Origin of the sequence: Shewanella sp. SM69 (assembly GCF_025653985.1) — a bacterium.
Taxonomy (GTDB): Bacteria; Pseudomonadota; Gammaproteobacteria; order Enterobacterales; family Shewanellaceae; genus Shewanella; species Shewanella oncorhynchi.
Map to the genome: position 1 here is coordinate 421,433 of NZ_JAKKRV010000001.1, position 18,968 is coordinate 440,400.

16 protein-coding genes are annotated in these 18,968 nt (G+C 41.7%); 2 read left to right on the plus strand and 14 right to left on the minus strand.

What is annotated here, in order from left to right; all coding sequences use genetic code 11:
* Window positions 1-165: 165 nt before the first annotated feature.
* Entirely contained in the window at window positions 166-939 is a 774-nt protein-coding gene (locus L5M37_RS02010) for a TSUP family transporter (protein ID WP_028760428.1), read from the minus strand.
* A 156-nt stretch (window positions 940-1,095) separates the two neighbouring features.
* On the opposite strand from L5M37_RS02010, the gene L5M37_RS02015 reads away from it, so the two are divergent.
* The gene (locus L5M37_RS02015) at window positions 1,096-1,983 is read left to right on the plus strand and encodes a LysR family transcriptional regulator (RefSeq protein WP_198572210.1); all 888 of its coding nucleotides are present in this window, start codon (window positions 1,096-1,098) and stop codon (window positions 1,981-1,983) included.
* Window positions 1,984-2,136: 153 nt separating this feature from the next.
* Here L5M37_RS02015 and L5M37_RS02020 read toward each other — a convergent pair whose 3' ends face one another.
* The 5 genes from L5M37_RS02020 to L5M37_RS02040 all read right to left on the minus strand — a co-directional run bounded on the left by L5M37_RS02020 (window position 2,137) and on the right by L5M37_RS02040 (window position 5,753).
* Complete coding sequence (locus tag L5M37_RS02020) at window positions 2,137-2,526, minus strand: ribonuclease E inhibitor RraB (protein WP_113938831.1); 390 nt, start codon at window positions 2,524-2,526, stop codon at window positions 2,137-2,139.
* 22 nt (window positions 2,527-2,548) lie between these two features.
* Window positions 2,549-2,779 carry an RNA-binding S4 domain-containing protein gene (locus tag L5M37_RS02025; protein ID WP_028760431.1) on the minus strand — a complete coding sequence of 77 codons (231 nt, stop codon included), beginning with the start codon at window positions 2,777-2,779 and terminating at the stop codon, window positions 2,549-2,551.
* A gap of 74 nt (window positions 2,780-2,853) precedes the next feature.
* Window positions 2,854-3,390 (minus strand): GNAT family N-acetyltransferase, encoded by a 537-nt coding sequence (locus tag L5M37_RS02030; RefSeq protein WP_028760432.1) that lies wholly within the window; start codon window positions 3,388-3,390, stop codon window positions 2,854-2,856.
* An 83-nt stretch (window positions 3,391-3,473) separates the two neighbouring features.
* Window positions 3,474-3,752 carry a peptidylprolyl isomerase gene (locus tag L5M37_RS02035; RefSeq protein ID WP_028760433.1) on the minus strand — a complete coding sequence of 93 codons (279 nt, stop codon included), beginning with the start codon at window positions 3,750-3,752 and terminating at the stop codon, window positions 3,474-3,476.
* Between the two features lie 171 nt (window positions 3,753-3,923).
* Window positions 3,924-5,753, minus strand: a complete 1,830-nt coding sequence (locus L5M37_RS02040; RefSeq protein ID WP_263199198.1) for a DUF885 domain-containing protein — start codon at window positions 5,751-5,753, stop codon at window positions 3,924-3,926.
* A gap of 79 nt (window positions 5,754-5,832) precedes the next feature.
* On the opposite strand from L5M37_RS02040, the gene L5M37_RS02045 reads away from it, so the two are divergent.
* Window positions 5,833-6,342, plus strand: coding sequence for a diguanylate cyclase domain-containing protein (locus L5M37_RS02045; RefSeq protein WP_028760435.1), 510 nt, complete (start codon window positions 5,833-5,835; stop codon window positions 6,340-6,342).
* Window positions 6,343-6,412: 70 nt separating this feature from the next.
* On the opposite strand, the gene L5M37_RS02050 is transcribed toward L5M37_RS02045, so the two are convergent.
* The 8 genes from L5M37_RS02050 to L5M37_RS02085 form a co-directional block, all read right to left on the minus strand.
* Window positions 6,413-7,660, minus strand: a complete 1,248-nt coding sequence (locus L5M37_RS02050) for a tetratricopeptide repeat protein (RefSeq protein WP_219252164.1) — start codon at window positions 7,658-7,660, stop codon at window positions 6,413-6,415.
* Complete coding sequence (locus tag L5M37_RS02055; protein WP_131524316.1) at window positions 7,660-8,283, minus strand: energy transducer TonB; 624 nt, start codon at window positions 8,281-8,283, stop codon at window positions 7,660-7,662. The genes L5M37_RS02050 and L5M37_RS02055 overlap by 1 nt, the downstream gene beginning before the upstream one ends.
* A 1-nt stretch (window position 8,284) precedes the next feature.
* Window positions 8,285-8,689, minus strand: coding sequence for an ExbD/TolR family protein (locus L5M37_RS02060; protein WP_037428129.1), 405 nt, complete (start codon window positions 8,687-8,689; stop codon window positions 8,285-8,287).
* A gap of 13 nt (window positions 8,690-8,702) precedes the next feature.
* Entirely contained in the window at window positions 8,703-9,230 is a 528-nt protein-coding gene (locus L5M37_RS02065; protein WP_113938836.1) for a MotA/TolQ/ExbB proton channel family protein, read from the minus strand.
* Window positions 9,230-10,585 carry a MotA/TolQ/ExbB proton channel family protein gene (locus tag L5M37_RS02070; protein ID WP_263199199.1) on the minus strand — a complete coding sequence of 452 codons (1,356 nt, stop codon included), beginning with the start codon at window positions 10,583-10,585 and terminating at the stop codon, window positions 9,230-9,232. Before L5M37_RS02070 ends, L5M37_RS02065 begins: the two co-directional genes overlap by 1 nt.
* Window positions 10,585-11,367, minus strand: coding sequence for a DUF3450 domain-containing protein (locus tag L5M37_RS02075; RefSeq protein ID WP_113938838.1), 783 nt, complete (start codon window positions 11,365-11,367; stop codon window positions 10,585-10,587). Before L5M37_RS02075 ends, L5M37_RS02070 begins: the two co-directional genes overlap by 1 nt.
* Before the next feature lie 1,141 nt (window positions 11,368-12,508).
* Window positions 12,509-15,499 carry a TonB-dependent receptor domain-containing protein gene (locus L5M37_RS02080; RefSeq protein ID WP_263199200.1) on the minus strand — a complete coding sequence of 997 codons (2,991 nt, stop codon included), beginning with the start codon at window positions 15,497-15,499 and terminating at the stop codon, window positions 12,509-12,511.
* Between the two features lie 821 nt (window positions 15,500-16,320).
* Window positions 16,321-18,957 (minus strand): TonB-dependent receptor, encoded by a 2,637-nt coding sequence (locus L5M37_RS02085; RefSeq protein WP_028760444.1) that lies wholly within the window; start codon window positions 18,955-18,957, stop codon window positions 16,321-16,323.
* Window positions 18,958-18,968: the final 11 nt, after the last annotated feature.

Sequence of the window (18,968 nt, forward strand, 5' to 3'; positions counted from 1 at the left end):
AAGTAGGATGAGACGTTTTAAGTGGTCATTTGGCGGATCTTTTGGGTGATATCCACCTCGGCTTAACTTTTGAGCCAAGATGGACGCCACTAAGATACACTCATGCGCAGCTTAAAGAGCGTCTATTGATGAGTGAGTTTTATAAAATGCTTAATATCAAATAGTTTACGAAAATAAATTATATTGGCTCGCCAAAAGTTTAAAACTCATAGCAAGGGACATAGTCACCACCAATGGCTTGATAATCTTTGTACCTTTAGTGACCACGAGACGAGAACCTAAGGTTGCACCAATCGCTTGCCCTGCCAGCATGACTAATCCTAATAACCAAATCACTTTTCCGCCCAAGGCAAAGAAGATCAGCGAAGCAATGTTAGTGGAGAAATTAAGTAGTTTTGCGTGGGCAGTTGCCTTCGCCAAACCAAACCCCGCTAGCGATACAAAGGCCAGCGCAAAAAAGCTCCCAGTACCAGGGCCAAAAAAGCCATCGTATAATCCCACGCCCAATGCTGCAGTAAAGGCAAATGCGGTAGGTGTCAGCACTTGATGTTTATCATCTTCAGAAATCTTTTTCGAAAATAAAAAGTAACAACCAATAGCCAAAATCAAAAAAGGTAACATCAACTCCAGCACTTCAGTATCGACCAGTTGAACTAGAATCGTACCCAATGCCGCACCGATAAATGCACAAATCAAGGCTAACTTAACGGATTTAAGATCAACCAGCCCTTTACGGACAAAGTACAAACTCGCAAAAAAACTGCCGCCACAGGCCTGCAGCTTATTTGTCCCTAAGGCAACCGCAGGCGGCAAGCCTGCCCACATAAGTGCAGGAATGGTCAGCAAGCCTCCGCCACCAGCGATTGAGTCAATAAAACCAGCCACCATAGCGACGGCAAAAAGTATCGCTGCGATTTGTAGAGTCAGTTCAAATTCCATGATGATTTATTATTCTTCTGATAAAAAAGAGAGTGATTGCCGAACATTAGACTGCGTTTGCCAAATAAACGCAAAGGAGTTATTGTCGCCACAGCGTGAGATAAACTCACACAAAATCCCGAGTCCTGTTCTGATTTTCCAGCAGTAGGAAATAAAATGTTTGCCGAACTACCGCCCCTCAATTCTCTCCGTGCCTTCGAAGCCGCAGCACGTTTACAGAGCATGACATTAGCCAGCAAGGAGTTGCATGTCACCCATGGCGCAGTCAGCAAACAAATCAGAGTATTGGAGGATTATTTAGGTTTTGCGCTCTTTGTACGCTTACACAAAAAAGTCGGTTTAACCGATGAAGCCAAACGCTACTTACCCCATGTTCAAGCCGCTCTGCAAACACTATCTAGTGCTACAAGTGACTTGCGCCGTCATCCCACTAAGCCACAAACCTTAGCCATCAATGTGCTGCCAAGCTTAACCATCAATTGGCTCATTCCAAGAATGGAGCAGTTTAAATCCCGCCATCCACACTTGTATGTCGACTTATCCATTGGTGACTTTGCCGTGGATTTTAGCCAAGGTCGTTATGATATTGCGATCCGTAGTAGCACTGTTATCCCTAAGGGCGCGAATTATATCAAGCTGATGGATGAGGATTTATGCTTAGTTTGCGCGCCTTCGTTAGCGCCTAAACTGCAAAATATCGAGGACATTAATCACGTCACTTTACTGAAACACACCACCAGACCCGAACTCTGGGATTATTGGGCTGAAAAAGTAGGGCTGATATTAACCCAAGCGCAAACCTTTGGTGTCGAGCATTTTTATATGTTGAGTCAAGCGGCAGCGAGTGGCATGGGCGCAGCACTTATTCCGCGATTTTTCATCGAAGAACAACTGGCAAATGGCAGCTTAGTCATCCCCTTCGACGCCCCCTTTACCAGTCCCTATCGATATTATTTACTCACCCCAAAATCCCCAAGCCTGCCGTTAAAAGCTCAAGCTTTTATCGACTGGTTATTAGAGATTTTTGCGCCCTATCGTCATTAATCTGCATTAAGCCTATCTCAGTTCAAGCGAGGCACAATAACGCTATAAGTGCCAAACGAAGCTATTGAGATCACTAACTGAGCGCAGAAAAACACCAATAAAAAACCACCCAAAAGGTGGTTTATTAGATTCAAGGCTTAAAGCGCATCAGAATTAGTGATTGCAATGCTCACCGTGAACATGGTCATCATCGTCCATAAACTCATCGTCACCGTCTTGATGTTGCATTACGCCCCAACCGTCGGTCATGCCGCCGAATTCGGCAGCAAAATCATTTAGCATGACTTCTTGTTCAACCAATGTATCGTACTCAGGCACCATATTGAGACAAACAATGATTTCCCACTTACCAAGCTCATCATTCAGATTCAGCTCAAGCTCGCCTTCCAAGTCAGAATTTGTTAATTCTTCTAACGCAGTTTCAGCATCGCGTTGGTCATCAAAAACCAAAAAGAAATCAACATCTAACTCTTTAGTTAAATCGATTCCCGCTTCAGCCATTGCGGCCAGCATTTTACCATTGTCATCATCTGGAAATTGCATTTCTTGCTCCACTGTTTCAGGCTTATTCTGCCGCAATGATTTGAACTGATTCACCATTAAAGCTGACGATGTCGCCCGCGATAATTTTTTTACGTTTACGAGTTTCAACTTCACCATTCACAGTGACTTGACCTTCGTCGATAAAATGTTTGGCTTCACCACCCGCATTGCTCATGCCTTGCACTTTTAATACTTTGTACAATTCAATGAAATCTTCGCCAGAATGCAAAGCCAATTGATTAATTTGCGCCACTTAATACACGCCTTCTAAAAATAAACCTGCGGCATTATACCAGCACAGTACAAAATTCGCTGAAGATAATTTGGCTAGAGACGTCTTTCATCGGCGAGTAGGCCAAAGGCTGATTCATCGAGCCAGTTTTCACCTATTTTGAATTGCTGCCTGAGCAAACCTTCAAGCCGAAAACCACACTTTTCGAGTACTCGTGCCGATGCGTGATTATCTTTAGCACAATGCCCAACAAATTTATGTACATTAAAACTTAAACAGGCCCAATCAATGACCGCCATTAAGCTCTCAGTCGCATAACCTTTACCGTGGCCCTCTGCCGCCAGTAAATAACCCACTTCGGCACGCTGTTCCTCGAAACTTTGACAATAGAGGCCCGTTAAACCGATAAACTGCCCAGTATCAACGGTCTCAATCACTAAGGTCAGCCAATCGCCAGAACCGTAGAACCAAGTATCAGAACGCTGCTGAAACTTACTGCGGATCACCTCTTGCGACTCTGGAACGCGTACAAAACGATTAATCTCAGGATCATTATGCAGTGCATAAAAATGTTCCCAATCACTATCTTGTAAGCTCCTGAGTTTCAATCTATCAGTGTAGAGTTCCAGCATAGTGACTCCGTGATGAGCATATAAAACAAAACGGCAGCAAACGCTGCCGTATCAAACAAGCTGTATTAGATAAGCGGCAAAACTTACGCGCGGCTGGTCACTTCAAGTAAATGAAAGCCAAATTGCGTTTTCACGGGTCCTTGTACTTCATTTAATGGTGCACTAAAAACCACTTCATCAAACTCTCTGACCATCATGCCAGGACCAAATGACCCCAATTCGCCGCCTTGGGCACCTGATGGGCAAGAAGAGTGCGCGCGAGCAATTTGAGCAAAATCTGCGCCTTCCATTATTTGCTGTTTCAGCGCTTGACACTGCTCTTCACTGCTGACTAACAAATGTCTTGCTGTTGCCTGGACCATAGTAAAACTCCTGTAAGGATCATGAGACATTTGCCCCAAATATCATTGAGTTCCCACTAAAACATTCGTTTTAACAGGTTTGGAATCAACAGTATAAAAACTTTCTGTTGAATAAAAAAGTCTTAAAATGCCGTCACTGACAACAAAGTCAATTAACGGCATCTTACACGGCTAAGCTTGTTTCGACGCAATCCAACGATCGATCTTGTTTTCCATGACCGCCATGGGTAATGAACCTGAGGTGAGGATTTGATCGTGGAATGCTTTTAAATCAAATTTATCACCCAAGGCTTTTTCTGCGCGGGCACGCAGTGCCAAAATCTTCAACTGACCGACCTTGTAAGACAAAGCTTGACCAGGGATCGCCATATAGCGCTCCACTTCAGCGACTATGTCACTCTCAGCCATAGGCGAGTTGTCTTTCATGTACTGAATCGCCTGTTCACGACTCCAACCTTTAGAATGAAGGCCAGTATCAACCACTAAGCGCATTGCACGCAGCATTTCATCGGAAAGCTTACCAAAATACTGGTAAGGATCGGTAAATAGCCCCATCTCAATACCTAAGTATTCAGCATAAAGTGCCCAACCTTCCTCGAAAGCGGTATAACCGCTAAAACGCTGAAACTCAGGCACACCGGTCAGCTCTTGTTTGATCGCGATTTGGAAGTGATGCCCAGGAGCGGCCTCGTGCAAAGATAAAGTCGTCATCCCCCACTTAGGCTGTGCTTTGAGGTTATAAGTGTTGATATAAAACACCCCTGGACGGCTACCATCCACCGCAGGCGCTTCATAAGAGGCACCCGCTGCCGATTGTTCTCTAAAACTTTCAACCGGCTTAACCACATAATCAGCCTTTGGCATCACATTAAAGTAGTTAGGCAATACATGATTGATTTTATCTTTTAATACCATATAGCCATCAATCAAGCCTTGACGATCGCTATAGAAATACTGCGGCTCTGAAGATAAAGACGCAAAAAAAGCCTTCAAATCGCCCTTAAAACCGACCTGTTCACGCACCTTATCCATCTCAGATAAAATTCGCGCCACTTCACCTAAACCAATTTGATGAATTTCATCTACAGACATAGTGGTGGTCGTATGTGAGTTCGCCAGATGCTGATACCAAGCTTTACCGTTAGGCAAACCTGACCAACCATCAGTCGCCCGCGATTTAGGTAAATAGGTTTGCTTAAAGTAATCGCGTAAGTTCGTTAACGCTGGCACGATACGCTCGGCTATCATGGCTTGATAACGGGTGGTCAATTCCGCTTTATCTTGCTCTGAAAAACTCTCGGGGAAATGCTGGATTGGCGAGTAAAAAATGCTCTGAGTCGCATCCGTCGTTAACATAGCATCTAACTGAGGAATAATGCGCTCTACCAACACTCGAGGTAGTACCACTTTACTTTCAATGCCTTGATTCATACGATTTTCAGCAAGTGCGACCCACTTGATGAAACCATCGACTCTCTGTTCCCAATTACGGTAATCTTGGACAGTCTTAAAAGGTTGTGCACTTTCGCCACTTCCCAGCTGCACCATAGTAATGACAGTGCTATAGAACTGGCTTATCGGCATAAAGCGTGAAGGGAAAGTTTCGTCTACTAACGCCATATCACGGTCATAGACGAACAGGTCATAACTCAACTGTAGATCCGCAGGCAGTTGCTTTGGATCTATCGCACGCACCTGAGCTAAATAGTGAGTGTTAAGATCATGACGAGCCTTAAGGTAATCCTCAGTTAAATCTCCGCCGAAATCGGCGTTATAGTCATTAACGCCGACAAAAGTGGCGTAGATGGGCTCAAGCTTTAGGTAATCTTTAAAATAAGCATCCACAAGCGCTAAGTAACGCTGCTCTGCCGTTTGTGTTTCGCCCTGCACTGCTGGCGTATTGGCCGAGCTATTTTCTTGAACTGCAGTGGCTTCAGGCTTAGAACAACCTTGAAGGGTGAGGATTAACGCTATCGAACCTGCCAATAAACCCAATTTCATTTTAATATTTCTCCTTTTTGGCCCGCTATTGCAGAACTGTTTCTATACTTAGTTCAAGGTCTGCTATCGGAGTTAATCTATGATCTACTCGTTCCGCAACTCAGGTTTCAGGGATCCAGAAACTGGAGTCTATAACCAAACCTATTTCATGGAAGTATTCAACCGAGAATGGCATCGTCACATGAGAGACCACCAAAGCTTGGCACTATTGTATCTGTGCCCTCACATTCATGAAACCGTCAAACAACCCCATTTACTCGAATTCTTTACCAAACAAGTGCAAGAAGCGCTATTAAGAGCAACAGATATGATTGCTAGGCTAGATCACAATCACTTTGCGTTGGGTTTGTTCAATATAGATGAGGTGGGGACGGAAGTAGTGTTAAAACGAATAGAACAACAAATATCTGACTTTAATCAAGATTTTGGTAAACATCATAAACTGACAATCGACTATAAACTGGCTGCCTGTATTTGCCTACCTACACAGGAAAGTAAAATAGAGTCACTCTTCAGTAATGTCAGCCAACTTTCACAACAGCTTGAAAAAAATCATGATCAATCACAAGCTTTAATCCGATTACAGTAAATAGGTTTATTGATACCAAAGAAAAAGCCCCTTGCGGGGCTTTCGATTCAAACACTAAACTGCGAAGTAATTACAGCGTAATATTATGCATACGTGCTTTCTCTTTAATATAAGAGATATAGCTATTTGCACTCTTCTGTGTCTTCTTATCATTAGCAGCTAACACTGCACGGTTATAAGCCGACTTATACTGTTTCAAACTTAAATGAGCCAAAGCTAATTCAAAGTTTGCTTCACCAGGATGATCAATACCCATTGATATGGCTTTTTCAAGCACAGGGATCGCAGCTGTATATTGTTCATTCAAGTTTAATAAGCGACCTTGTTTTAAGTAAGTCTTGCCATCATTGGTGATGGCTGCAGCTTTACCGTAATACTCAGCAGCTTGCTTAAACTCTTTCGCATTTTGATAGAAACCCGCCAAAATCTCTAAAGACTTAGCGTCCTCAGCGATCATGCCTGATTTCATATGTTTCTGATAAATTTTAGCGGCTTGATAAGGAGCACCTTTTTGTGCCATTAACTGCGCTAAACGCGTAATGTTGCCCGCGCTATCTAAGAAACCATTTCTATAAGCCAAATCGTAAGTTGCAAGAGACTTGTCATAGTCTTCAACCATCAAATAAAACTGTGCTAATTGAACCCACAATCTGCCATCATCCGGGAATAAAGGCACCATGACTTCTAACACACCAACAGCTTTCTTGTACTTCTTCTGATTGAAGTAAGCTGTCAGTTTCATTTGATACAGACCTTTGTCAGGAGATTCAGCTAATGAAAGACCTTTGTCGGCCACTTCAATCACTTTATCCCACTGTTTAAGTTCTGAATGCGCAATACCAATACGGCGATACATTTGAGAATCGGATTTACAAGTAAATTCCATCCACTTGTAATAATAAGGAATCGCTTCCTTAAACTTTTTCTCTTGTAATAGCAAATCAGCATAAAGACGCATAGTTGCAGCATGATCTGTACCACCTAAAATATCAGCTTCAACAGCTTGTTTTAGGTACTTGATCGCGGTATCCATTTTGCCTTTCTCGGCATAAAAGTTACCCAACATACGTGCAACATAGGCTTTATCGAAGTCGTTCTTAGCATTTGCCTCTAGCAAAATAGCAATAGCTTCATCGACCTGACCATTGGTATAAGCTTCAAATGACTTCTGAACTTTCTTCGCCGCACCTTCGCCCACGGCTTTAGATTGACGTTTGTCGATAGCACACTTTTCTTCTGCGACTGCAGATGAAAGAGTTAATGAACCTCCACAAACAGAAAGCAATAATAGAACTGCGATTTTATTAACATTACGCATTATTGGTTGCCTCCTTTATCTAAGGTGAAGTCTAGTTGTACTGTCATACCTGGTTGTTTCAATGGCTTGCCATCAACAATCTTTGGCTTGTACTTCCACTTCTTCAGTGCACGAATAGCTTCTTTATCAAATAAGCGTTTTGGTTCTGCTTGAATAACTTCAACGTCGTCGATACCACCGAGTTCGTTAATGGTAAAACGAAGTTGTACCCAACCTTCTTTACCATCACGCGCCGCAGCAATTGGATACTGAGGTTCGATACGAACGATAGGTGTAGCATCACCATCGCGAGTCATCATATTGCCTAATTTAAAACCGGTACTTGGACCTCCAGCTTCTACACCACCCATATTGAACGACATTGCTGTGTCAATATTGCTCGAAGATTCTGGCGGCGTTGCCTCAGGCTTCTGTGGCTGTTCTGGCGGTGGTGGCGGCTTAGGCACTACCCTTGGCTTATTCTGTGCTTTTGAATCCTGTCTATCCATAGTGATTTCAATTACAGGGGTCTCGGCCGATGTTTCGCCGCGCTGTGCGCCGCCACCGACCAAGAACGCCATAAAAGCGAACAGACCAAAAGTCACAGCAGCACCAATAATGATCGATACTAGTGCTCTTAGCATATTAATCGTTCCCCGCAGATACCGAAATTTTATCTATACCAGCCGCTTTGACTTGGTCTAGAACTTTAACAACTAAGCCGTGCATTGCGTCTTTATCAGCCTGAATCAATACCGCAGCTTCAGGAGCTTCAGCCAGCATGCGCTCAACGTTTGCCGTTACACGTTCGATATCAACCTGACGGTTTTCCATCATGATCACGCCTGTTTTACTGACGCCGATAAAGATGTTAGCCGAAGGCTTTGAAGTCGCTTGCGAAGCTTTTGGTTTGTTATAATCCAAACCAGAAGGTTTCACAAATGACGTTGTTACAATGAAGAAGATCAACATGATAAACACGATGTCGAGCATCGGTGTCATATCAATTTGCGCTTCCTCGTCTACACTGGAATGCTTTTTACGTGCCATGTTCAATCTCTCTCTAGTGGTGCGGCATGCTGTCTTTTAGCTTTTCTAAACTGATTTTCATTTTTACATCCAGACGAGTACTAAAGAATACTCCCGATAATGCTGCAACCATCCCCGCCATCGTGGGCATAGTCGCCATTGAAATACCAGCCGCCATTAAACGAGCATTACTCGTCCCCTGAACTGCCATCACATCAAACACTGAAATCATACCGGTTACGGTACCTAACAAACCTATCATAGGACAAATAGCTACTAAGGTTTTAATCATCAGCATACGTGCATTCAAATCTTGCTTCGCTTGGGACAGCCAAGCTTCACGGATACGGTGTGCGTACCAAGAGGTTGTTTCCTCTCTAGCATCCCACGCAGATATGATAGCTTTATGTTGCTTTGGTGATATCCAATTAAGATACCAATAACGCTCAAGCATCAATACCCACATGAAGAACAATACAAACGCAACCAACCAAAGGACGTTTCCTCCAGCGGCCATGAAGCCCCTGACGGAATCCCATATGTCCATCAGGTATAGCATCATTAGTTAGCCCTCTTCTCAGCATGTGCTGCGATAATGCCCGCACTTTGCTCTTCCAAAATTTGGGTGATTGATTTGCTACGCGCAACGAGTATTGCATGTAGTAACATCAGTGGCAGAGCTGCAACCAGACCTTGTACTGTAGTAACCAGAGCCATAGAGATACCACCCGCCATCAGTTTAGGATCGCCAGTACCGAACAGTTGGATACTTTGGAAGGTCGCAATCATACCAGTTACTGTACCTAGCAGACCTAACATTGGGCCGATAGCTGCAATGACTTTCAAAATTGAAATTCGAGCTTCTAATGCAGGCGTTTCTTTCAGAATAGCTTCATCCAGTTTCAACTCTAATGTTTCAACATCAACATCTTTGTTTTCATGGTAAACCTTCAAGATACGACCAAGGGCATTGTTACCTGGGTTATCAACATTCTTAGCTTGGCGTTTAACTTTTGCACCGATAGCTGCCAGCACAATGAAACGCTCAACCGCAATTAATAAACCAATAGCAAGTAATATCAGAATAATATAACCAATGGTACCGCCTGACTCGATACGATCTTCCATGCTAGCTTTGTTCGTAAAGATGTTTAACAGTACGCCACGTGCAGGGTCGATATAGAAAGGTGATGTACCAGAAGCCGTTTCTTCCCATTTTGCAACAGCGCTAACTTGATAACCTTCAGGTTGTTGAGATAACTGCTGAATTAAACCTAATTCAGGGTTATATACAACGTATTTACCGTCAGCCGTTAAGTTATAAGCACCAATACGATGAATAGTCGTCGTTTTCACGTTACCATCAATTTCGGTAACAGAACCTTCAAACTTAACCACTTTGCCAGATTGCGCCATTTCAAATAGCTGCTCTTGCCAAAATTGTTCTAACTCTTCAATTTTTGGCAATTGCTTACGGGCACCTAAATCAGCGATGAATTTATCGCGATTTGGGAATTGAGCACTGATGTTTGAGCTTGCCAGTTTACCAGCGAAATCACCGGCTTCACCTTTAACTACACCAAACATTTCACCCAAGTCACCTTGAGCCGTTTTTAGATCTTCTTCTAACTGAGCAATTTTACGCTCGTTATCTAAAAACGCTTGGTTTAAATCTTTACCACGTTGCTTTTCAGCAGCTAACGCATTTTTTTCTTTTTGCAGTAAAGCGGCCTTATCGCCACGCTCTGCTTGGAACTCTTGCTCACGCTTGCTGTTGACTTTACCTTCTGCAGCGCGTTCAACTTTAACTTGTTGCAATAATTGGTCAATTGACTTAGGCGCATCAGCAGCGCTCGCCATACCAGCAGTTAAAGAGAAACTTGCAGCCAACACAGCTGTAGTAATTAACTTCTTCATTATTGTGCAGTCTCCGCAGCAGGAATTGGTAACGCGAATAGATCTAGAGCGCCTTGTTTACGGGCAATGCGGATACCTTTGGTCAGTTCACGCAAATAGCTGTCATCTAACTTATCCCAACCCTTAGATTCTGGGTTGTACATCCAGCCAGTCTTTTGATCTAAACTCTGTGCATAAAGAGCAACACGACCTAAGTTAAAGAAGTCAACCAACACTTCTTTACCATCTAGGTTTAACTTACCTTGGTTAACGGCAACAGCACTACCGTATTCACGCTCAATACTATAAGCATCAAGAATTAGACGGTATTTTTCTGCTAGTGTGACTTCGGCAGTATTAAGAAGTTTTTTCAGTTCATTAACACGATTAGTACGTATTTCAGAATTGAAAGGTAAATCTAATTGAACAAACTGTTCTAATGACTCAACCATTTTAAACATTAATGGCACAACACCTTGGCGAAGCTTATCAACACCATTGATGTCACCCTGCACTGAATCCATTGTCTTTTGTTGATCAGCGACTAAGCTTGCAACGTAATCGTTATATGATTTCAGTGATTCGCGCTCATCTGCGACAGAACCATACTCAAAAAGCATGTCTTGTGCTTGATCGAAATACTTATCAACGTTCTTTTGCGACGCAGCAGCATCAGCATGGATCATACTATCCGCTTTCTGCACGTCGGTAAGAGGATCTGCAACTACTAAGTTGCTGCTCGCTAATGCCAGCACGCCAACAAGTGCAGTAGCGATTTTTGTTCTATTGCTTACCTTGGACATAGTTCCCAACCAATTTGAAGTGAATAAAAAGGTTTAACTTACCAGCAACATAACGACAAGGGATAAATACTTGCCGAAAAAATTTCTGTAAGTTCGTCTTTCTCTTGTGATTCTTAGTTTTTTCTTCCCTTTCCTACGCCCTTACAGGCATAGACCCGCTGGCATCATTTCACAAAATGTTGACCTGTGTCAACATTTCAGACGACTAAAAACTAGTGTAAAGAAGCGCTAATAATGAAATTTTTTACGAAAGGTGTTTTTTTAGACAAAAATGAATCTTTAGGGTTATTACTTTTTGTTCCAAAAAATAATAAATTAATTTAAACTCTATAAAATCATAACGATAGCTAACGGCCAACTTTGTGTATCCTGTTTATTAAAATTAACATTTTTTAACATAAAGACGACTCAAGTAGATGCTCTTTACTCATATCCTACTCCTCTCAATCAAAATTTACTTAAGGATTAGGAGTGAAACAGTATTAAAGAAATCGAAGACCCAGTTTTTTCGAGAAATGTTAATAGTTGAAGAATTTAGAATGGATAATTTAGAGGAAGCTTTCATTAATTTGACTCATCCGAACTGCGGATAAAAGCGAACAAAACCCAATTGCAATAAAGTCATCACTCCCTAGCTGTGGCCTTACATCAGTCTGAATATAGCAATTTCAAAACCTATTTAACTGAATTTATCTGCCCGAAGCACTTCCTTAATTCACCAGCGATACCGGCATTCTTAAACTGTTATGAACAACTTTATCGCCATAAGTCTCTGTTTAACAGCTAATTCAAACAACTGTCATCGCTTTTAATAACTTAACTAAATTAAACTCAGGATAAGAATGCTTGGACTTGATGTTGCGTAACCGATTTATGATCAATAAAGTTTTTGATTAACTGAAAAATATTTCTCAGATAGTACATCTAAGGCGACGTAGTTGCCTGAGTTTTAGTGAATTTCATCAAAGGTCCAGTTGCTTATGCCTTCCAGGCTAAAAAGATGAGCATAAAAATCAACTAGAAAAGAAAATACCCATTTATAACCGATGTTAACTAACCCGCTAGCAGACAAAACCAAATTAAATACCGTAAATATAAAAAAGCCCTCTAGACATCCAGAGGGCTTTATACCAACTAAATCTTAAAACTTAAATCTTACACCCGCATAGTAACGACGACCAATTGGATCATAAGTACTCGCAGCAGTTTCTACACCAGTGCTACTATCTGGCAATCCACTGATAATTGGTGGAGGATCTTGGTCGAATAAGTTATTAATACCAACATAAAACTCAGCCATATCAAATGGACGATATGCTACATTTAAGTCATGGTAAGTAACAGAACCAACACCAACAGACTCGGGAGCTAAGTCGTAGCCTGACAGGAATGAATCATCTAGGAATGACTCACCAATATAGGTCGTATTCCAAACAATATTGAAATCACCAATTTCATAGCCTAGTGATAAGTAAAACTTATCTTGTGGAGCATTAATTTCCCCATTAAAATTATCGGGCTCAGCACCTGGCAACGGTATTTCATAACCTGTAATCACATGGGTATATGCTAGACGTGCATTGGTTTGACCGACTAAACCATAATCTTCTAAATCTTTAGCGTAAGTTATGACATAGTCAACACCCGATGTAGCATAACCACCGCTGTTGGTTACAGCAGAGTCAATATACTCTAAAGAACCAGCACTGTTCGGGCCTTCAGGTGCTTGTCGACGGGTAACAAAACTACATAATGCAGCATTACCTCCGTAACATTGATCCAAAATGTACTGACGGTCAGTACTAACTATAGCGTCTTCAATTTCAATGTCGAAATAATCAATATTAAAATCAAAGTCCTCTAATACCGCAATACCATCTGGTGAGTAGGTTACACCATAAGTCCATGACTTACCTTTTTCAGCGTCTAAATCTGGGTTACCACGGTTAAAACCACTAATACCTTGAATATCTGATTGATTTAAAGTGAATGCCCCATTTTGAGCAATGTTTGCCATCACACCAGCATCTGTTCGGCATGCCTCAGCTTGCGCGCCTGTTGTTGTTGCTGTCACCCCCTGACAAGGATCAGTTAAACCAGGTGGGAAAGTTTGGCTTGGTGGTGAATACAGCTCATTTATGTTTGGTGCTCTAGTTGATATCGCACGAATTGCCCTAAAACGAAGCTCATCAATTGGTGCCCAGTCAAGAGCAACGTTCCAGCTTTCAGTATTGCCTACGGTAGAATAATCAGAGAAACGTACTGCACCACGTAAATTTAACTGCTTAGCCATAAATGCATCAGCAATCAATGGCACATTCACCTCAGTGAAATATTCCATCACATCAAACTCGCCCTCAGTGCTTGGTATAGCATTACCCGCATTTAAGCCAGCTTGTTGTAACGCATCAAATTCACTACGAGCATATTCCTCACGGTACTCGGCCCCCACTGCAACACCGACGAAACCAGCAGGTAATTCAAAGACATCACCAGAGATATTCATACCTGCAACTGTTTGTGTTGCAAGTGTGTTTAACGAGCTAGGTGCATTCACATAATTAGCAGCTTCAGGTGACACAGTGCCTGCGCCAAATATATTGATCGGCACACAACCTTGAGCGCGAGCAGTAGCATCACGACATACTTTGTTACCATATTCATCAGTAACAGCTTCTAACGCAGATTTAAAATTCAGTACGTTAACTTGCCCAGTACCAGTTTGTCCTTCTTTACTTTGACCGTATGAGAAATAAGTATCTAAAAACCAGCCGTCAGCTAATTCGCCATCAATACTAGTCATAATACGGAATGTATCACGGTCAGCTCTGCTACCACGGTTAGCTATATCAGACATACGGCGAGTGAAAGAGATATCTCTTAAACCATCACCATTTGTATCTGTAGCTAAGTTATAAAGCTCATCAGGTATCACAGAGTTGCGAACTAAAGTACGCTCATATTCACCGGGATTAGTCGCACTTTCAATAAATTGTTCAAACTCTACAGGAAGCTGTCCACCAGAACCTTTAAAAATATCAACAGAAGACAGTGCAAAGGGTTCTAACTGGCTTTGTGTTTGAGTTGACGCATAGGTTCCTTCAAGTGTAGCGTTCCATCCATCCGCAAACTCATACTTACCTGTCGCCGCAAAAAGGTAGCGCTCCGTCGGTACCGCAATTGTACGTATAGCGTTGCGGTTATAGCCGTCAGCTTCACGGGTATCTGTTCCATTAGTTGAGAAACCAGAGATAAAGTTACCGTTCTTATCATAAGTATATGGCTTAGCATCCGCACCTTTACCCACAACAAAACGACCTTGTGGCGCGAAGCTTGAGTAGAAAGGTTGATACGGTGTAAACATATCCTCAGGCAAACCTGTCACGGCTGCACCTAAAGAAATTTGATCGATTGCCGAGCGATCACGATCGCGTGAGTAGACGGCCCCTTGGTTAGTGTAAGCACCATGCACCATGATGTTACCTTTACCGTTAGCAGATGATGTACCCATAGTAAATTGAATTTGATCATCTTCGCTATCACCTTCGGCGCTTTGACCTTTTTGAACATCAAATTCAATACCTTCAAATTCTTTTTTATAGATGATGTTAACTACACCAGCCACAGCGTCTGAACCATAAACGGCTGAAGCGCCGCCCGTCATAATCTCAACACGCTCAATAAATTGTGTTGGAATTGTATTTAAGTCAACAGCAGTATCTCCTGGTACGCCAGACACAAAGCGACGCCCATTAACCAAGACCAAGGTACGAGCTGTTCCTAGATTACGTAAGTCAACAGTAGCAACTCCAGAACCTGAAGTTAAAAAGTTAGAGTTAGTACGGCTGAGTGCGGGGGCTCCGAATGCTGGGTTTTTAAGCAGCAATTCTTGAACGTTAGCAACACTCGAAGTGTCAATCTCATCTGCGCCAATAACCTGCACAGGTGAGAAACCTTGCAAGTCTGTTGAACGAATGCGAGATCCTGTTACTTCAATTTTCTCAATTGTTTTTTCCGCAACAACTGCATCACCTTCTGCTGCAGCAACAGAAAATGTGCTTAGAGCAGCAACAGCTGCACTACCAACTAATGCGTACTTTATTGAATGGCTTAAAAAGCTGTTCTTATACATTGTCAATCTCCCTATATAAGTATGTCTTTATTATAATATTCCCATCGTCATCACACGACAGGCCACACCTAAACGCAACACAACAATCTAAATCAGCCCAATAAAATCACATTTAAAACACTTAATCAACAATTGAAACTGAAATAACACAACGATCGCTGTTTGTGAATAATTTAAAGCTGATGATTAGCCATAAGCTTTGTCTAGTGTCAAATTGAATAAAAATCATAAATACATGAAATTTAAGCACTTATTTCATAGTGATGGAGAGTTCCCCATTATCAAATTGAAAAACAACTCAAACATAAATACTTGCAAAAAATTAACACTTAAAACCACTTTTAAGTATAAGTGCTCAAAAAGCCTGACATTTTATGGCTAAATTTTGTTCAACAAAAATGGGGAGATCATTACAACTTGGGAATAATTTTCAACAAACAACCTCAGTTCTGCTTAAACATGCACTTTTAACCAAAGTGATTTTAATACCGACATTTGACTGGATTTGACTTGTCCTTGATTGCCAATAAGAACAATGACCAAAGATGTCTGTGATAGTTTACGTGTGCGGGCAGAACTGACGAGTTCTGAAAATTTGTCGAACAAATACAATAACAAAATTTGAATTACCTTCCATTTGAGAAGTACTCGTTATTTAAGGTGACCAAATTATTGAAATAAATGACTTAATCTAAATGACCATTACGCTATATACCTGTTAGTTTTCCATTTTCTTCATTCTGATGATAAAAAACCCCAAGTTGCCTCAGGGTTTTTATAATTAAAGCTGGAACAAAATAATGACTCCCGCTAACGAGGATTTAGAACTTCATACTCGCACGAACGAAGAAATAACGACCTAACATTTCATAAGTATATGGATCTGTGTTTGAGTCATTATTACCTGTGTAATAGGGAGGCTCTTTATCAAACAGGTTATTAATACCACCTGATAGACGAATATTTTGAGTTAAATCATAAGATCCTGATAGATCATGGTATATAACACTCCCAACTGTTGGTGCATAACAACTAGATTCTTTGCCTTTACAAGCAAATGAGTCCATCCCATCAATATAACGAGCTTCGTAAGTAAAGCTCCAGTCATCTGCACTAGCAGTGATGTTCATATTACTCTTAAATTTAGCATATGCTCCCGTACCGCCGGTAATGTAACCACGATAATCCACAGCAACACCATCAGGATCGAATTCTTCATATTCGGTCAGAATTGATGTATCCCAACCTGCTTTCCAATCCAATCCCAGAGCTGAAAATGCATAAGCAACATTAATGTCATAACCCGCAGTGTTCGTCGCACCGATATTTTGTAGACCATTGTCAAACTTAATACGACCACTGTTATCAATCTGAATATTAGAAGATTGACACAATACAGTATCAGTATTGATCTTATTACCTGCAGCATCTAAACATTGGTTAGCAATATAATTGTTGTCAACAGAAGTTATAGTGTTTGTTAATTCAATATCGTAGTAATCAACAGTCATAGACAGACCATCTACGAAGCTTGGTGAATAAACTAAACCTATCGTCGTAATATCGGCTTCTTCTGGGGTTAATAACCCATTACCGCCAACAGTGACTTCAGCTTGGTCTTGTTCTGTTGCAGGATGAACAATTTGTTCGAAGGATGGTGACTTACCACCATATAACTCATCAACAGTTGGAGCACGGAATGCAGTAGACAACCCCCCACGGAACATAAGGTCATCATATACTCGCCAAGTTAAGCCTAGTTTCCATGTAGTGTCATCACCAAACGTGCTGTAATCAAAATAACGCATTGCAGCACTTAGATCGAGTTGTTCCACTAGTGGTAACCCACTTAACAATGGGATAGCCAATTCAGCATAAATTTCATTAACGCTAAAATCACCACCGGTAGGTTCTACCCGAGGATCATTAGCTAACCCCTGTGCTGTTAATGAATCTGGTGTAAACTTTGCAGCTTCTTTACGATTCTCGTATCCAGCAGCAAAGCCCATCATACCCGCTGGTAACTCAACAATATCACCCGATAAGGTTGCAGCAATAATATCTAACTCACTTCCACCACTATTTACTTCGGTATAAATGAATGGAGTGATGCTCTCACCTTCCCATGAAGACTGTAAAAAAGGATCAAATTCCCCCTTTAAAACTGCTGCATTAATTGAACCTAAATTATGTAGATTTGCCAGAGTATCGACAGAGTCGTTGCGACCTTTATTATAAGAGGCATCCCAACTCCAGCCATTATCAAATTCACCTTCTACGCCTAAAACAATACGAATAGTGTCTACAACTTGACTAAAGTCACGGGTACCGGACTCAACCATGCGACGACCATAAGAGAGTTCCTCTCCAGGCTTAACCCATGGCAGCAGGTCATCGGTCATCCAACCACCAGCTGAAATAGGATTATAAACCCATGCATCGCTGTTCCAAATTGGTTGAGGAGCCATTTGTTGATTTGACCAACGCTTTGAATACATAGCCTCAGTAAAGAAACGAGTTGTATCTGTCAGCTCATAGGTTCCAGCAGCCGTGAGATTCAAGCGTTCCATTGGCGTCGATAGATAACTATCTTTCGCATAGTTATATGCATCATTTGCAGTAACATAATCATGGTAAGTACCACCTCTACCACTTAGATCTGCAGTATCGCCCCAAATATGACCACCTTGAGAATAACCACTACCACCGCAAAACAAGCTAATTTTACCACTTGCATCAGGCTTAGTTTCTGTTACAGGGCAATCAGAAAAATCACGATCAGCTTGGCTTGCCTCGCCACGCTTTGTATACTGTGCGCCTATAACGACATTGCCTTTATCAAAGGTGTTACCCAAAGTCATATCAATCGTAGACTCGTCAGCATCACCTTCTCCAGAAATGCCGGTTTGGGCGTTGACTTCAAAACCTTCAAAGTCTCTTTTCAAAATTACGTTAACCACACCAGCAATAGCATCTGTACCATAAACCGCAGAAGCACCATCTTTAAGTACTTCAACTCTTTGGATCATAGAAACTGGAATCGTATTAAGGTCAACAGTAGAAGCAGCTCCTGTACCAGAAGCAATCATTCGACGACCATTAACCAAAACTAGAGTACGGTTAGTGCCTAATCCTCTGAGGTTTATGCGAGAATTACCACCAGAACCATTATTTATGCCAGCGTTAGTCATTGCACCGCCAGCCGAAGTCATTTTCTGCAAAACATCATCAATCGATATTGCACCAGAGGAAATAATGGCTGAAGCATCAATCACGCTAACAGGGCTAGCCGTTTCCATATCTGCGCGTTTAATTCGCGAACCAGTTACAGCTATACGCTCAACTTTTGCTCCATCTTTATCATCTGCAAATGTAAAAGGTACATTTAATACCGTAGCAGTCACACCGCTAATCAGTGCAAAGCGCACAGATTTTGCTATCAAGTTTTTTTTATGCATTGTCAATCTCC

Coding starts and splice junctions, on each gene's coding strand:
- L5M37_RS02010 (WP_028760428.1), bottom strand. CDS start 939: ATGGAATTTGAACTGACTCTACAAATCGCAGCGATACTTTTTGCCGTC.
- L5M37_RS02015 (WP_198572210.1), top strand. CDS start 1,096: ATGTTTGCCGAACTACCGCCCCTCAATTCTCTCCGTGCCTTCGAAGCC.
- L5M37_RS02020 (WP_113938831.1), bottom strand. CDS start 2,526: ATGCAATTTCCAGATGATGACAATGGTAAAATGCTGGCCGCAATGGCT.
- L5M37_RS02030 (WP_028760432.1), bottom strand. CDS start 3,390: ATGCTGGAACTCTACACTGATAGATTGAAACTCAGGAGCTTACAAGAT.
- L5M37_RS02035 (WP_028760433.1), bottom strand. CDS start 3,752: ATGGTCCAGGCAACAGCAAGACATTTGTTAGTCAGCAGTGAAGAGCAG.
- L5M37_RS02040 (WP_263199198.1), bottom strand. CDS start 5,753: ATGAAATTGGGTTTATTGGCAGGTTCGATAGCGTTAATCCTCACCCTT.
- L5M37_RS02045 (WP_028760435.1), top strand. CDS start 5,833: ATGATCTACTCGTTCCGCAACTCAGGTTTCAGGGATCCAGAAACTGGA.
- L5M37_RS02050 (WP_219252164.1), bottom strand. CDS start 7,660: ATGCGTAATGTTAATAAAATCGCAGTTCTATTATTGCTTTCTGTTTGT.
- L5M37_RS02055 (WP_131524316.1), bottom strand. CDS start 8,283: ATGCTAAGAGCACTAGTATCGATCATTATTGGTGCTGCTGTGACTTTT.
- L5M37_RS02060 (WP_037428129.1), bottom strand. CDS start 8,689: ATGGCACGTAAAAAGCATTCCAGTGTAGACGAGGAAGCGCAAATTGAT.
- L5M37_RS02065 (WP_113938836.1), bottom strand. CDS start 9,230: ATGATGCTATACCTGATGGACATATGGGATTCCGTCAGGGGCTTCATG.
- L5M37_RS02070 (WP_263199199.1), bottom strand. CDS start 10,585: ATGAAGAAGTTAATTACTACAGCTGTGTTGGCTGCAAGTTTCTCTTTA.
- L5M37_RS02075 (WP_113938838.1), bottom strand. CDS start 11,367: ATGTCCAAGGTAAGCAATAGAACAAAAATCGCTACTGCACTTGTTGGC.
- L5M37_RS02080 (WP_263199200.1), bottom strand. CDS start 15,499: ATGTATAAGAACAGCTTTTTAAGCCATTCAATAAAGTACGCATTAGTT.
- L5M37_RS02085 (WP_028760444.1), bottom strand. CDS start 18,957: ATGCATAAAAAAAACTTGATAGCAAAATCTGTGCGCTTTGCACTGATT.